Here is a 14515-nt window from a genome sequence, read left to right as displayed (position 1 = left end):
CCGGGTCAGCGCGCGAGAGCCGCGACGCGGCCGTGGAAGGCGGGGCCGACGCGCACCGTGCCGGGGCCGATCACCTCGCCCTGCACGATCCGCTCGGAGACGGGGTTCTCGACGTCGACGATGTCGCCCTCCGAGCCCGCCTGGCGGGCGCGCCCGCGCAGCGTCAGCGTCAGCGCGCCGCTCTCGTAGACCATGAGGACGGTGCCGTTGCGCTCGACGAGGACCGGACGCTCGACGTCGCCCTGGCGCAGGAGCTGCCCGGCGGCGAGCGTGCGGCGGGCGACGCGGCCGTCCACCTCGATCGCGTCGAGGCGGCCGTCGGCGGGCACCTGCTCCACGGCGCGGCGCTCGATGCGGTAATCGTCGGCGCGGATCGCCTCGCCGCGCTCGATGCCGCGGGCGAGCACCGCCACCGAGACCACCCGGCGCGCCACGCCGCTCACGGTCGCCTGCGCCCGTCGCTCGGCGGCGCTCGGGCCGACGAAGGCGGTCGCCGCGAAGCGGCGCGTCGCCGGATCGTAGGCGAGGTCGGTCACGGAGACGGGGTCCACGACGTCCGGCGAGACGAGGAGCGCGGGCGCGGCGCCGTCGAAGGCGATCTCGACCTCGTCGGCGTCGAGGCCGCTCGCCTCGGCGACGCGCATCGCGAGCGCCTCGGCGAGAGCCGCGTCATCGATGCGGCGCGCGGCGCGGGTCACCGTGACCTGCTCGCGGCCCTTCGTGTCGATGTCGACGAGCCCCAGCGTATGCGCGGCGAGGAGGAGGCGCGCCACCTGGATCGTGCCCATCTCGCCGAGCGCGGGAGCCCGGAAGACGGGGGTCGCGGCGACGTCCGCGGGCGCGTCCGCGACGAGGTCGGAGAGGCGGATGACGTCCGCGGAGACGACGACGTCGCCGCGCAGGCTCGGCACGGAAGCGACGGGCGCCGGCGCCGGCATCACCTCGGCGATCGCGGCGACCTGCGTCTGCGCGAGCGCCGGGCGGGCGGCGACGAGGAGCGCGAGGCCGAGGCCGACGAGCGCGGCGGCGCGCAGGGCGGCACCGAGCGGCAGGCGGCCGTGGCGCGGGCGGATGGGATCGTAACGGAGGTTCATCGTCGTCACCCGCGGAACATCTGGCTGGCGGCCTGGAGCATCTGGTCGGCGGCGGAGATCACCCGCGAGTTCATCTCGTAGGCGCGCTGGGCCGAGATCAGCGCCGAGATCTCGGTCACCGCGTTGACGTTGGCCTCCTCGAGGTAGCCCTGCTGCAGCGAGCCGAAGCCCTCCTCGTTGGGCAGGCCCTCGGCGGGCGCGCCGGAGGCGGCGGTGGCGCCGAACAGGTTGTCGCCGAGCGACTCGAGCCCGACCTCGTTGACGAAGCGCACGAGCTGCAGGCGTCCGACCTCCTCGGGCTCCGCGGCGCCCGCGCGCGTGACCTCGACATGGCCCGCCGCGCTGATCGAGACGCTCTGGACGTCCTCGGGGATGGTGATGCCCGGCGCGACCTCGTAGCCGTCCTTGGTCACCAGCCGGCCCTGGCCGTCGAGATCGAAGCCGCCGTCGCGGGTATAGGCGATGCGCCCGTCGGGCAGGTTGACCTGGAAGAAGCCCTCGCCGCGGATGGCGATGTCGAAGTCGCGCTCGGTCGGCGTCAGGTTGCCCTGCGACATGGCGCGGGCGGTGGAGACCGCCTTCACGCCCGAGCCGATCTCGACGGCGGAGGGCGTCTGCGTGTCCTGCGCCGAGGTCGTCGCGCCCGCGCGGCGCATGGTCTGGTAGAGGAGATCCTGGAAATGGGCCTGCTGGCGCTTGTAGCCCGTGGTGCGCATGTTGGCGATGTTGTTGGAGATGACCTGGACGTTCAGCTCCTGGGCCATCATCCCGGTCGCGGCGGAGTAGAGGGCGCGCATGGTGGCGTCTCCTTGACGGTCAGGCCGCTTCGCCCAGCGAGCGGATCGCGGTCCGCTGCAGGTCGGTGAGGCTGGAAATGGTCGAGGCGACGCGCGTATAGGCGCGGCTCACCTCCATGAGGCGGGTCATCTCGTAGACGGCCCGGACGTTGGAGCGCTCGATGAAGCCCTGCTGCACGCTGGCGGTGGCCTCGGCGGCGCGGGGCTGCTGCGCGGGCTCGATCGCCGCGAACAGGTTCGCGCCCACGTTCGAGAGGAATTGCGGCTGATCGAAGCGCACCAGCGCGAGGCGTCCGCGCAGGCCGGCATCCGTGGAGATCGTGCCGTCCTTGGCGATGACGATGCCGGTATCGCCCGGCTCGAGCTGGATCGCGCCGCCGTCGCCCATCACCGGAAAGCCGTCGGAGGTCACGAGGCGGCCCTGCGGATCGACCTGGAAGGCGCCGTTGCGGGTGTAGCGCTCGCCGGCGGGGGTCTCCACCACGAAGAACCCCTCGCCGCGGATCGCGGCGTCGAGCGGGTTGCCCGTCGGCTCCGCCGCACCGTCCGAGAGGTCGATGGGGCTGCCCGCGTCGATGACGAAGGACAGGTCCCGATCCGGCCACGGGAAGGTCTCGGCCGAGGCGTCCGGCTCGAGGTATTCCTCGAAGCGCGACGAGCGCGCCTTGAATCCGTTGGTGTTGACGTTCGCCATGTTGTTGGCGATCACGTCGAGCTCACGGGCCAGCGCCACTTGGCGCGACAGGCCGATGAGAAGCGTGTTCTCCATGAGAGACGCTCCTTCTTGTCCCCGATCTTCCCCGCCGGCCCCGTATCGCGCTCCCCAGCGCCGGACCCGGCACGCTCCTCGTTGCGAGCGCCGTGCCAGACCGCGCCGAGCGTCTCGAACCTTTGTGGATCAAGGCTTTCGCGTTAGGCGCCCGTTCACCCTGAGGGGAGCCGCCGTCGACCGGGCGGCAAGAAGGACCCGGCAGCTTTTGCCGCCTTAACGGGGAATTAACCACGCCTCGACGAATGTCGGGGGAACGTGCCGATCGAGACGGGCGCGAGGGGCAGATGGCGAAGAAACCACGCAAGGGCGAGGATCCCGAGGTCGAGGGCGAAGGCGCCCCCGCCGAGGGCGGCTCGAAGAAGAAGAAGCTGATCCTGATCGGTGCCGTGGCGGGCGTGCTCCTGCTCGGCGGCGGCGCGGGGGCCTACTTCTTCCTGTTCTCCGGCCCCTCCGAGGAGGAGATCGCCGAGGCCGCGGCCCAGGCGGAGGCCGAAGCCGCACGCCAGATCGCCTTCGTCGACGTGCCGCAGATGACGGTGAACCTCGCGCCCGAGCCCACCGACGAGCGCCCGCGCTTCCTGCGCTTCACCGCGCGCCTCGAGGTCTCCGACCCCGCGGCCGTCACCACGATCCAGCCGCTCCTGCCCCGCGTCGAGGACGCGTTCCAGACCTACGTGCGCGAATTGCGCGCCTCCGATCTCCACGGCTCGGCGGGCGTCTACCGCCTGCGCGAGGAGCTGCTTCGCCGCGTGAACATCGCCGTCCACCCCGCCAAGGTGAACGCGGTGCTCTTCGGCGAGGTCGTCGTCCAGTAGGGAGGGCGCCGTGGCCGACGAACCCGAGGAGGTCGAGGACGATTGGGCCGCCGCCCTGATGGAGCAGAAGGCGGGCGAGGAAGCCGACGCCTCGCTCGCGGACGAGTGGGGCCAGGCCCTCGCCGAGCAGGGCACGGCCGCCGCCGCCTCCGACATGGCCGCCGAATGGGCGACCATGATCGACGAGGCCGAGGACGACAGCTCGCCGGAGCTCGCGGGCGCCGACCGCATCCTCGTCCAGGAGGAGATCGACCAGCTCCTCGGCTTCTCGCTGCACGAGATGTCGGCGTCGGGCGCGGGCGGCATCCGCGCCATCGTCGATTCGGGCGTCGTCTCGTACGAACGCCTGCCCATGCTCGAGATCATCTTCGACAGGATGGTGCGCCTCCTGTCGACGAGCCTGCGCAACTTCTTCAACGACAACGTCGAGGTTCAGCTCGACAACATCTCCTCCGTCCGCTTCGGCGACTACCTCAACTCGATCCCGCTGCCCGTGCAGCTCGCCGTCTTCCACGCCGAGGGCTGGGAGGGCTCGGGGCTCGTCACCATCGAGTCGAACCTCGCCTACGCGACGCTCGACCTCCTGCTCGGCGGAAAGCGCGGCAACCAGGGCACGCGCCTCGACGGCCGGCCCTTCACCACGATCGAGATGCAGCTCGTCAAGCGCATGGTCGAGATCGTGCTCACCGACGCCGAGACCTGCTTCGGCGTGCTGACCTCGGTGAAGTTCGACGTCGACCGCATCGAGACCAACCCGCGCTTCGCCACGATCACGCGCCCGGCCAACGCGGCGATCCTCGTCGAGCTCAAGCTCGACATGGAAGGGCGCGGCGGCACGCTGCAGATCCTCCTGCCCTTCGCCACCATCGAACCCATTCGCGAGCTCCTCCTGCAGAGCTTCATGGGCGAGAAGCTCGGCCGCGACGCGGTCTGGGAGGGGCACCTCGCCACCGAGATCTGGCAAGCGGATTTCGAGGTGGAGGCCGTGCTCCACGAGATGAGCCTGCCGCTGCGCAAGGTGATGAAGCTCGAGGTCGGGGACACGTTGATGCTCGGCATCAAGCCCACCGACCTCGTCACGCTGCGCTGCGGCGACTGGCGCCTGACGCAAGGGCGCGTCGGGCGCGCCGACGACAAGATCGCCATCCAGGTGGCGCGGCCGCTCAGGCGCGCGCGCACCACGCTCGCGAGCTTCGAGGCGAGCCTCAAGGGAACCAGGGAGTGAGGCCGGCATGACGTCCGTCCTGATGATGATCGCCGAGCTGCTCGTCGCCGTGCTGCTCGTCGCCTGCATGGTCACCTGCGCCAAGCTCGGCAGGCGCATCGCCCGCCTGCAGGCGGACGAGGCCTCCATGCGGCGCACGATCGGGGACCTGGTCCAGGCCACCGAGAACGCGGAGCGCGCCATATCGGGCCTGCGCGCCACGCTCGGCGAGTGCGACCGCACGCTCGCGGATCGCCTGCGCACGGCGGAGCGCTACGCCGCCGATCTCGCGAGCCAGGTGGAGGCGGGGGAGAGCATGATGGGCCGCATCATGCAGATCGTGGATTCCTCCCGCCGCGCCGCGGCGGCCGAGCCGGCGCCGCGCATGCCCGAGCCGCGCATGCAGGAGCCGGCGCCCGCGCCGCGAGCACCCGAGCCGCGCATCGCCGAGGCGCCGCGTCGCCCGCCTTTCATGGCGCCGCCCCGGAGCCCCGAGCCCGTCGTCGCGGCCCGCCCCGCCGAGCCGCCCCGCAGCGCCCGCATCAGCGCGGCCGCCGAGATCCTGGCCGAGCGCGCCGCGCGCCGGCTCGGTCGCGGCTGAGCCGAGGGAGGCCTGAGGACGAGGAATGGACGCGCGCGAGGCCCTTCGCCGCATCGGCGAGACGAAGCTGAGGCTGACGGACGCGGTGGTGATCGCCGCGGCCGCGCTCCTGCTTCTGAAGGGCGTCGCCTTCGTCGCGCGCGAGCCGGAGCCGCCAGCGTCCGCGATGACGGAGGTGCCGGGTCCGAGCGTCGTCACGCCCGAGGATACGCTGCCCGCCTTCGCCCGCGTCCTCGCCTTCGCGCGCAGCGACACGCCCGCGCCCGAGGTCGTCACCACGGGCTCCGCGCCCGACGGCGAGGACGAAGCCGGCGAAGGCGGCGAGGCGGATGCCGCAGCTGCCGCCGAGGCACCGCCCGTCGACGGGCTCGCGCCGGAGCTCCTGCCGAACCTGCGCACCCCCGTCTCCTCGTCGGAGGCGGCCTTGCGCGAGAGCATGGTCGAGCAGCGCGCGGCTCTCGAGCGGCGGCTGCGCGATCTCGACATGCGCGAGGAGCTCCTCGCCGCCGCGGAGGCGCGCCTCGAGGAACGCCTCGCCATCGGCGCCACCGGCGGCGAGGCGGCCGCGGCCGGCGTGCAGTCCGCCTCGGCGATGCCCGGCGGCGGCCCGGCCGCTCCGGCGCAGGCGGCGCCGCAGGAGACGCCGTCCGAGGCGATGACACGGCTCGTCTCGATGTACGAGGCCATGCGCCCCAAGGACGCCGCGCGGGTCTTCGACCGGCTCGCCCTCGAGGTGCTCGTGCCCATCGCCGTGGAGATGAGCCCACGGCGCATGGCGGAGGTGATGGCGCAGATGTCGCCGGAGGCCGCGGAGCGCCTCACCATCGCGCTCGCCATGCGCGCGCGGGGCATGCCGCTCCCCGGCGCGGCCGTGCCGGTGACGACGCAGCGGACGCTGCCGCCCACCGAGCTCCAGGCGATCCCGCTTCCGCAGAGGAATTGAGCAGCTCGACGTGCATCGCTGCCGCTGGCCTGCACGGCGCCGGCGCCCTATGCTTCCCAGGACCCGGCCGACGGATCGAGGGAGACGATGACGCGACGCGCGACCGCCGCCGAGACGGCCCCCGACGGTGCCGACACCGACCGTACGACGACGCCGGACGACCCGGATTTCCGGCTGGAGCGCCAGGTGGGGCACCTCGTGCGCCGGGCGCACCAGCGCAATGCCGAGATCTTCAACGCGGTGATGGGGCGCTTCTCGGTGACGCCGACGCAATTCGCCGCGCTCGTCACCCTGCTCGACCGCGGCCCCACACCGCAGAACCAGCTCGGCCGCCTGACGGGCATGGACCCGGCGACGATCTTCGGCGTCGTGGGGCGCCTGACGAAGCGTGGCTACGTGCGCCAGAGCGCGGTCTCGGAGGACGCGCGCCTCGTCGCCATCAGCCTCACCCGCGAGGGCGAGGCGGCGGCGCGGGAGATGCGGGCCACCGCCGAGGAGGTCTCCACGCGCACCCTCGCGCCGCTGACGCCGGAGGAGGCGGCAACGCTGCTCGCGCTCCTCGCCAGGATCGGCTGAGGCCGGGACGACGCGCGACGTTCAGCCCGCCAACGCCTTGCGGTCGCGCCGGCGGTCGGCGGAGGGCTGGTAGGCGATCTGCGCGTGATGCGTGCAATAGGGCATGCCGGTCAGCGAGCGCGCGCCGCAGAAGCGGAAGTCGGGCGAGCTCGGATCGCCCATGGGCCAGCGGCACATGCTCTCGCGCAGGTCCATGATGGTCACGCGCTCGGAGAGCGGCACCACGATCTCGCCGGCGGGCTGCGGCGCCGGGCGCGGCTGCGCCAGCGGCGCGGCCTCGGCGCGGGCCGGCTGCGGCTCGAGGGCCGCGGCGAGCGCGTTGGCGCCGACGGTGATGGGCCGCGAAGGCTGCGGCGCCGCGACGGGCGCCGCCTCCTCGGCCGCCGCGGCGGCGGGGGCCTGCTTCGGCCGCGGACGCGCGGGCGCCGGCTTCTCCGGCGCCTTGCCGCGGCCCGACAGGCCGAGACGATGGACCTTGCCGATGACCGCGTTGCGCGACACCCCGCCGAGCTCGGCGGCGATGGCGCTCGCGCTGCGACCCTCCTGCCAGAGCGTCTTCAGACGCTCGACGCGCTCGTCGGTCCAGGTCAGGGTTGCATCGGTCATCGCCGCCTCCTCGCGGACGCTGATTCGCGGAATCCGTCTTCGCTCGCGGACGATCGATTGCTCGACCGCGTTCCCGTCGCGCGCAGATGGTATAGAGATTTGCCGCACCAGATGTCGTGTTCGACACAGGCGAACGTACTAGATGCGTCGACTCGCGCGCAAGAGTCGCCCTCCCCGCCCGCTGTGGACGGCCGGCCGTTTTCCCCAGGCAAAGCACGTGCGACGGCGCGAGATGCGGCGATCCGACTCAGGGCGCGGGAGGCACGCCGAGCGCGGCGCGCGCGCCCTCACTTGTTGAGCATCATGATGAGCGCGAAACCGACCTCGTGTCCCGCGGTCTCGTGGGGCGTCGGCGCGCCGGACGCCATGACGCCGATGCCGCCCGCGAGGCCGATCACCATCGTGACGTAGAGGGTGGCGGCGGCGAGGGCGAGCGGACGCTTGAACATGGCGGACCTCCGGCGTGACGGAGGCCCTTGTAGGGCAGCGCACCGGAACCGTTCCCGAACGCGCCGTTCAGCTTCGCTTCAGGTTGCGACCAGCCCCGCGAGGTGGAGCGCGATGCCGGCGAGCGCCGCGCCGGCGAGGACCGCGAGCATGCCCGCCTTGGCGACGAAGACGGCGAGGAGCGCTCCCGCGGAGAGCAGCGCCGCCCACGGATCGAGGCTCGCGAGGACGGGCGCGTCGACGTCGAGCCAGTAGGCGGTGACGGGCAGCGTCTCGCGGAAGAGGACGTGGATCGAGAACCAGAGGGCGAGGTTGAGGATCACCCCCACTACCGCCGCCGTGATCGCCGAGAGCGCGCCCGCCAGCGGGCGGTTCTCGCGCAGCCGCTCGATGAAGGGCGCGCCGAGGAAGATCCACAAGAAGCAGGGCGCGAAGGTCACCCAGGTGGCGAGGAGCCCACCGAGGACGCCCGCGAGCACCGGATCGAGCATGCCGGGATCGCGGAAGGCCGCGAGGAAGCCCACGTATTGCAGGACCATGATCAGCGGCCCCGGCGTCGTCTCAGCCATGCCGAGCCCGTCGAGCATCTCGCCGGGCGCGAGCCAGCCGTACGCCTCCACCGCCTGCTGGGCGACATAGGCGAGGACCGCGTAGGCGCCCCCGAAGGTCACCATCGCCATCTGCGAGAAGAACAGCGCGATCTGCGTGTAGGTGTCTCCCGGCCCGAGCGCGAGAACGAGCGCGAGGACGGGGGCGAGCCAGAGCGCCAGGCATACGGAGGCGACCGTCAGCGTCGCGGCGCGGGTCGGCTTCGCGTGCGGCGGCAGGTCGTCGCCCACGAGGAAGGCGCCCGCGGCGTCGCCCGCCGCGTTCTCCGGCTTGGGCGCGGGCAGGAAGGACGGGTTGCCCGCGCGCGCCGCGAGAAAGCCGATCAGGCCCGCGCCGATCACGATGACGGGAAACGGCACGCCGAAGAAGAAGATGCCGACGAAGGCCGCGGCCGCGAGCGCCGTCATGGCGCCGTTGCGCAAGGCACGTCCCGAGAGGCGCACCAGCGCCTGCAGCACGATCGCGAGCACCGCCGCCTTGAGGCCGAAGAACAACGCTTCGACGAAGCCGACGTCGCCGTAGAGCGCGTAGACGATCGACAGCGCCATGATCGAGACGGCGCCGGGGAGGATGAACAGCAGCCCCGCCATGGCGCCGCCGAGCGTGCGATGGGTGAGCCAGCCGAGATAGGTCGCGAGCTGCTGCGCCTCGGGGCCGGGAAGCAGCATGCAATAGTTCAGCGCGTGCAGGAAGCGCGCCTCCGACACCCAGCGCTTCTCCTCGACGACGATGCGGTGCATCACCGCGATCTGCCCCGCCGGGCCGCCGAAGGACAGAGCGGCCACCCGCGCCCAGACGCCGAACGCCTCCGCGAGGCTCGGATGCGCGCGCGCCGCCGGGGCGTGATCGGGAGCCGTGTCGGGCATGGTGCGGGCCTCTCGATGGCGCCGGTCAGCGCGGGCGATGCGGCGGCAGGCCGGAGAGATGCGCAGGCGCGGGATCGCCGGACGCGTCGGCGCGGGCCTCGCGGCGCCCGGCCTTCTGGTCGCTCTTGGGCACCTTGGCCGCGATCCCGTAGAGCCGCTCGCGCCGCTCCATCTCCTCCCAGATCGCCGACGGCTCGATCCCCGTCGCGGCCCACAGGACGCACAGGTGATACAGGAGATCGGCGCTCTCCGCGACGATGCGGGCCTTGTCGCCCGTCTGCGCGTCGAGCGCGGTCTCGACGGCCTCCTCGGCGAGCTTCTTGCCCATCTTGGGCAGCCCGGCGGCGAGGAGGCGCGCGGTCTTCGAGGTGGCGACGTCCTCGTCGCGGGCGGCGAGGATCGCGCGGTGCAGACGGTCGATGGAATCGCTCATCGGTCCCGCATGAGACATTCGCGTGACGCCGCGATGACGGCGGCCCGCGACCACCCGCCGCCGCTACGCCGTCTCACGCCGGCACGCCGGAAAAACGTGCGAATTCGGCGACGACGCGTTCGTAGACCGGGCGCTTGAAGGGGATGATCAGCTCGGGCAGGCGCTCCAGCCGCTCCCAGCGCCAGGCCTCGAATTCCGGCTCGTGGCCGGCGGGGCTCGCGATGTCGATCTCGCTGTCGTCGCCCTCGAAGCGGAAGGCGAACCACATCTGCGTCTGGCCGCGCCACTTGCCCTTCCAGGCCTGCGACGCGACCGTGCTCGGCAGGTCGTAGGCGTACCAATCCGACGCCTGGGCGAGGAGCGTGACGCTCCTCACGTTCGTCTCCTCGTGCAGCTCGCGCGTCGCCGCCGCGAGCGGCTCCTCGCCGGGATCGATGCCGCCCTGCGGCATCTGCCAGACGTGAGGTCCCTCGACGTGCTCCGGGCCGGAATCCGGGATGCGCTTGCCCACGAAGACGAGGCCCTCGCGATTGAACAGGACGACGCCGACGCAGGGGCGGTAGGGCGGCTTCTCGGGGACTTCTTCCGACACGGGCGATCATCCTCCGGTGGACGTGGCGAGGGCGGCGGAGACCGGGACGAGACGCACGCCGCGCCGCTCGGCGTCCGCGGCCCAGGCGGCGATGCGCTCGACCGTCATCGGCAGCGCGCTCGCGGTGGCGACGGCGAGCCCGCGCTCGCGGGCGAGGCGCTCGAGGCGCGCGAGGGCGGCGTCGATGCGCTCCGGGTCGGGCGTGGTGTCGAGGACGAGATCGCCGAGCGCCACGGGCAGGCCGAGGTCGGCGGCGAGCGCCGGCCCGCGCGTGCGCGAGGAGGTGCCGTCGTCGACATAGGCGAGGCCGCGCGCGCCGATCTCGCCGAGGATGGGGCGCATCGCGTCGGCGTCCGCGGTCAGCTTGGCGCCCATGAAGTTGACGATGCCGACATAGCCGGTGAAGCGCCCCATCACCCAGTGCAGGCGATCGCGATTGTCCTCGTCGGAGGCCTCGCTGGTGAGCGTGTGCGGGCCCGGGTCGCTCTGCGGGTAGTCGAAGGGCTCCATCGGCACCTGCAGGAAGATCTCGTGCCCGTCGGCGCGCGCGGCGGCGACGTGCTGGTCGAGATCGCCGCCATAGGGCGCGAAGGCGAGGCTGACGTCGGGAGGCAGCATGTCCATGGCGCGCATCGTGCCGGACTGGCTGATGCCGAGCCCGGTGACCAGGATGGCGACGCGTGCGGTCTCGCTCATCGTCATCGGAGACGGCGGGCGGGCGTAGACCCGCGCGGGCGTCGCGCCGTCCTCGCCGATGCGGGGCAGGAGACCGTAGCGCGTGCGCTCGACGAGGCGCGGGTCGGGCGCCGGCGCGAGGCCGCCCATGCCGCCGCCGTCGGGAGCGGGCGCCGTGCCCTCGCTCGGAGGCACGCGGATGATGAGGGCGCCGGGCTCGCTCGCGCCGCCGGGGCGCGTCACCGACACGCCCGAGGCGCGCTCGATCTCGGCCGCCGTGGCGCCGGGCCCCGAGCGCGAGAGGTCCTGGATCAGGGCGAGGCCGCTCTGCGGGGAGGCCGAGGGCTCCGCCCCGGCCACCGGGGCCGTCGCCGTCTCCGGCGCGGCATCGCGGATCTCGACGAGCGCGTGCGGCTCTCCGCCGAAGGGATCGTCCGCCAGCGCGAGATAAGCGCCGACGGCCGCGGCGGCCGCCATGGCGACGCCGGACGCGATGCGCCCGAGCGGCAGGCGCGACAGGAACGAGGGCGCGCGGGCGCGAGTCTCGGCGCCGAGCGGTTTCGTCAGGTCGTCGTCGGACGCGCTCGCCACGTGCCGCGTCTCCGCTGTCGCCGAATCAGATCGGCCCGCCTCCAATGTCGAGCATCGGAAGCGGGCCGTCGAGTGCATGCCCGTCACTGGCGGGCGAAACCCGCCCGGACGCTCACGTCTGGACCGAGGGCGGTCCTCAGTTCGGGACGGTCTCGCTCTGCGGAGCGCCGCGCGAGGCGGAATCGACCCGCTCGCCGCGCAGGAGCGCGAGGGCGGCGGCGATCTGCGTGTCGTCGGCCGGGTCCGGCGGCACGTAGGCGGAGGAGGCGGTGCGCTCCTCCTCGCCGTTGGAGAGGTGACCGCGCAGGCCCGCCTCGCCTTCGACCGTGTCGCGGCCCTGGAGCTCCTCCGGCACGTTCTGCAGGACGACGATGTTCGGCTCGATGCCGCGCGCCTGGATCGAGGTGCCTTCGGGCGTGTAGTACCGCGCGGTGGTGAGGCGCAGCGCGCCCGAGCCGCCGAGCGGGATGATCGTCTGGACCGAGCCCTTGCCGAAGGACCGGGTGCCGAGCACGGTGGCGCGCTCGTGATCCTGCAGCGCCCCCGCCACGATCTCGGACGCCGAGGCCGAGCCGCCGTTGACGAGCACGACGACCGGCTTGCCGTTCGTCAGATCGCCGGACCGCGCGGTGTAGCGCTGGGTCTCGCTGGCGTTGCGGCCGCGGGTCGAGACGATCTCTCCCCGGTCGAGGAAGGCGTCGGACACGTCGATCGCCTGGTCGAGCAGGCCGCCGGGATTGTTGCGCAGGTCGAGCACGAAGCCCCTGAGCCGCTCCTCGCCGATCTCGTCGGTGAGCTCGCCCAGCGCGCGCTCGAGGTTCGGGTAGGTCTGCTCGTTGAACTGGGTGATGCGGACGTAGCCGACGTCGTCCTCGACCCGCCAGCGGACCGGACGAATGCGGATGATGTCGCGGGTGATCGAGACCGTGATCGGCTCGGCGCCCTCGCCGCGGCGGATGCGCAGCTCCACGGCGGAATTGACGGGGCCGCGCATGCGGTCGACCGCCTGGTTGAGCGTGAGGCCCTGGACCTCCTCGCCGTCGATGTGGGTGATGAGATCGTTGGCGAGCACGCCGGCCTGGGCCGCGGGCGTCTCGTCGATGGGGGTGACGACCTTGACGAAGCCGTCCTCCATCGTGACCTCGATGCCGAGCCCGCCGAACTCGCCGCGGGTCTGCACCTGCATGTCGCGGAAGCTCTTGGGGTCGAGATAGCTCGAATGGGGATCGAGCGAGGTGAGCATGCCGTTGATCGCGGACTCGATCAGGGCCGCGTCCTCGGGCGCCTCGACGTAGTCGGTGCGCACCTTCTCGAACACGTCGCCGAAGAGGCTGAGCTGACGGTAGGTCTCCGCCGAGGCCGCGATCGCGCTCGTGCCCGTGAGGAGCTGCGGCTGCGACGCCACGGTCGCCGCGCCGGCGCCCATCGCCGCGCCGATCATCAGAAGTGAAAGCTTGCGCATTATCCGCGAACCTCTTGGCCTTCGGTTTCCTGCCACCAGGGTGAGGGGTCGATCGACCCGCCGTCCTTCTTCAACTCGACGTACAGGACGGGGTCCGACGTCTCCAACGCACCGGCGATCGGCGAGAGCGCACCTCCCGCGCCCATCGTCCCCACGGGCTCTCCCGCGAGCACGAACTGGCCGACCTCCACCGTGATCGTCTCCATCCCTGCCAGCAAGAGATAGTATCCCTCGCCCGCATTGATGATCAAGAGACGCTCGAAGGAGCGGAACGGCCCCGCGAAGGCGACCCACCCGTCCGCCGGTGCCGTGACGATCTCACCGGGTCTTGTCGAAAGTGAGATTCCCTGCGTGCGCCCGCCATACCCGTCGGGTGCGCCGAATGCGCGCAGCGTCTCTCCCGAGACGGGTCGCGGCAGCGCTCCGCGGGCCTCGTCGAACGGAATCGCGGGGGAAAGACGGGCGGGATCGCGGAACGCCGCGGCCTCGAAGCGCGCCCGCGTCTCGGCGAGGCGCGCCTCGCTCGCCGCGCGCGCCGCCGATGCTGCGTCGCGAGCGGCGGCGATCTCGCGCTCCATCCCGGCGATCAAATCTTCGAGGGTGGCGGCCTCGCGGGCGAGCGAGGCGGTGCGCGCGCGCTCCGCCGCGGCGTTCTCCCGCGCGGCGGCGAGCCGCGCCTGGCGCGCCTCCACCAGCGCGGTCAGCCGGGTACGTTCGGAGGCGAGCGCCTCGAGCTCCGCGGCGAGCGTCGCGCGGTCGGTGGCGATCGCCTCGCGCAGGCGAACCAGCTCCTCGAGATCGAGCGCGAGCGCCTCCGTCTCGGCGCGCAGCTCCGGCACGACGGAGCCGAGCAGCATGGACGTGCGCACGGCCGCCAGGATGTCCTCCGGCCGCACCAGCACGGCGGGGGGCGGGCGCCGACCCATCCGCTGGAGCGCGGCGAGCACCTCGACGATGACGTCGCGCCGGCTCTCCAGCGAGCGGCGGATCGCGGCCTCCGAGCCGAGCAGCACGCTCAGGCGCTCCTCGAGCTCGCCCGCGCGCGTCTCGAGCCCGCGGATGCGGGCCGTCGTGTCGATGAGGGCCTGCGCGAGCCGCGCGCGATCGTCGGCGAGGCGGGCGATCTCCTCGTCGAGCGCGCGGCGCTGCGCCGCCGCCTCGTCGAGGGCCGAGCGCAGGGCCTCGAGCTCCGCCGCGCGGGCGTCGCGCACGGCTTGGGTGTCCTGCGCCTCGCTCTCGAGCGCCGCCGGATCGACCTCGCCGCCATCGCTCGCGGCCGGCGCCTCGGGCTGCTGCGCAGCGGCGGGGACGTTGCCTCCGAAGAGAACGATCGCGCCGGCGAGGAGCGCGGCGCGGGCGAGGCGGCTCGGGCTGGTCGCCGGGAGCTCGCGCACGAAGAGCGGCGCGCGCATGATGAGGAGCTCGCGCATGA

At 72.8% G+C, this 14515-nt stretch carries 16 protein-coding genes; 5 read left to right on the top strand and 11 right to left on the bottom strand.

All coding sequences use genetic code 11. The features are described from left to right. Positions 1-5: 5 nt before the first annotated feature. The 3 genes from flgA to flgF are packed head-to-tail and all read right to left on the bottom strand — an operon-like array spanning position 6 to position 2660. Complete coding sequence (flgA, locus tag IEX89_RS22015) at positions 6-1094, bottom strand: flagellar basal body P-ring formation chaperone FlgA (protein ID WP_188915435.1); 1089 nt, start codon at positions 1092-1094, stop codon at positions 6-8. 5 nt (positions 1095-1099) lie between these two features. Beyond that, positions 1100-1891: a flagellar basal-body rod protein FlgG gene (gene flgG, locus IEX89_RS22010; protein WP_188915434.1), complete on the bottom strand. Its 792-nt coding sequence runs from the start codon at positions 1889-1891 to the stop codon at positions 1100-1102. Between the two features lie 19 nt (positions 1892-1910). Further along, a complete protein-coding gene (gene flgF / locus IEX89_RS22005) occupies positions 1911-2660 on the bottom strand; it encodes a flagellar basal-body rod protein FlgF (RefSeq protein ID WP_188915433.1) in 750 nt (249 codons plus the stop codon). A gap of 287 nt (positions 2661-2947) precedes the next feature. Between flgF and fliL the strand changes: the two genes are divergently transcribed. From fliL to IEX89_RS21980, 5 genes are all read left to right on the top strand, one after another. Then, complete coding sequence (fliL, locus tag IEX89_RS22000; RefSeq protein ID WP_188915432.1) at positions 2948-3478, top strand: flagellar basal body-associated protein FliL; 531 nt, start codon at positions 2948-2950, stop codon at positions 3476-3478. 58 nt (positions 3479-3536) lie between these two features. Next, positions 3537-4703 carry a flagellar motor switch protein FliM gene (fliM, locus tag IEX89_RS21995; RefSeq protein ID WP_188915496.1) on the top strand — a complete coding sequence of 389 codons (1167 nt, stop codon included), beginning with the start codon at positions 3537-3539 and terminating at the stop codon, positions 4701-4703. Positions 4704-4710: 7 nt separating this feature from the next. Then, positions 4711-5283, top strand: a complete 573-nt coding sequence (locus tag IEX89_RS21990) for a DUF6468 domain-containing protein (protein WP_188915431.1) — start codon at positions 4711-4713, stop codon at positions 5281-5283. A 25-nt stretch (positions 5284-5308) separates the two neighbouring features. Continuing rightward, positions 5309-6226: a MotE family protein gene (locus tag IEX89_RS21985; protein WP_188915430.1), complete on the top strand. Its 918-nt coding sequence runs from the start codon at positions 5309-5311 to the stop codon at positions 6224-6226. 87 nt (positions 6227-6313) lie between these two features. Further along, positions 6314-6802 carry a MarR family winged helix-turn-helix transcriptional regulator gene (locus tag IEX89_RS21980; RefSeq protein WP_188915429.1) on the top strand — a complete coding sequence of 163 codons (489 nt, stop codon included), beginning with the start codon at positions 6314-6316 and terminating at the stop codon, positions 6800-6802. Between the two features lie 21 nt (positions 6803-6823). Here the strand turns inward: IEX89_RS21980 and IEX89_RS21975 are convergent, their stop codons facing one another. From IEX89_RS21975 to IEX89_RS21940, 8 genes are all read right to left on the bottom strand, one after another. Continuing rightward, the gene (locus IEX89_RS21975; protein ID WP_188915428.1) at positions 6824-7408 is read right to left on the bottom strand and encodes a GcrA family cell cycle regulator; all 585 of its coding nucleotides are present in this window, start codon (positions 7406-7408) and stop codon (positions 6824-6826) included. Positions 7409-7695: 287 nt separating this feature from the next. Beyond that, positions 7696-7857: a hypothetical protein gene (locus tag IEX89_RS21970; RefSeq protein ID WP_188915427.1), complete on the bottom strand. Its 162-nt coding sequence runs from the start codon at positions 7855-7857 to the stop codon at positions 7696-7698. 78 nt (positions 7858-7935) lie between these two features. Next, positions 7936-9330: a chromate efflux transporter gene (gene chrA / locus IEX89_RS21965; RefSeq protein WP_188915426.1), complete on the bottom strand. Its 1395-nt coding sequence runs from the start codon at positions 9328-9330 to the stop codon at positions 7936-7938. A gap of 25 nt (positions 9331-9355) precedes the next feature. Further along, on the bottom strand, positions 9356-9763 hold the full coding sequence (gene hisE, locus IEX89_RS21960) for a phosphoribosyl-ATP diphosphatase (protein ID WP_188915425.1): 408 nt from the start codon (positions 9761-9763) through the stop codon (positions 9356-9358). 73 nt (positions 9764-9836) lie between these two features. After that, a complete protein-coding gene (locus tag IEX89_RS21955) occupies positions 9837-10355 on the bottom strand; it encodes an RNA pyrophosphohydrolase (RefSeq protein WP_188915424.1) in 519 nt (172 codons plus the stop codon). Between the two features lie 6 nt (positions 10356-10361). After that, positions 10362-11621 (bottom strand): divergent polysaccharide deacetylase family protein, encoded by a 1260-nt coding sequence (locus tag IEX89_RS21950; protein ID WP_244645645.1) that lies wholly within the window; start codon positions 11619-11621, stop codon positions 10362-10364. Between the two features lie 136 nt (positions 11622-11757). Then, positions 11758-13083 (bottom strand): S41 family peptidase, encoded by a 1326-nt coding sequence (locus IEX89_RS21945; protein WP_188915422.1) that lies wholly within the window; start codon positions 13081-13083, stop codon positions 11758-11760. Continuing rightward, positions 13083-14513, bottom strand: a complete 1431-nt coding sequence (locus tag IEX89_RS21940; RefSeq protein ID WP_244645644.1) for a murein hydrolase activator EnvC family protein — start codon at positions 14511-14513, stop codon at positions 13083-13085. Before IEX89_RS21940 ends, IEX89_RS21945 begins: the two co-directional genes overlap by 1 nt. Positions 14514-14515 lie beyond the last annotated feature (2 nt).

The sequence above is a fragment of the Salinarimonas ramus genome, from assembly GCF_014645695.1.
In the GTDB taxonomy this organism is placed as follows: Bacteria; Pseudomonadota; Alphaproteobacteria; order Rhizobiales; family Beijerinckiaceae; genus Salinarimonas; species Salinarimonas ramus.
This window is presented reverse-complemented; position numbering and strand designations above follow the sequence as displayed.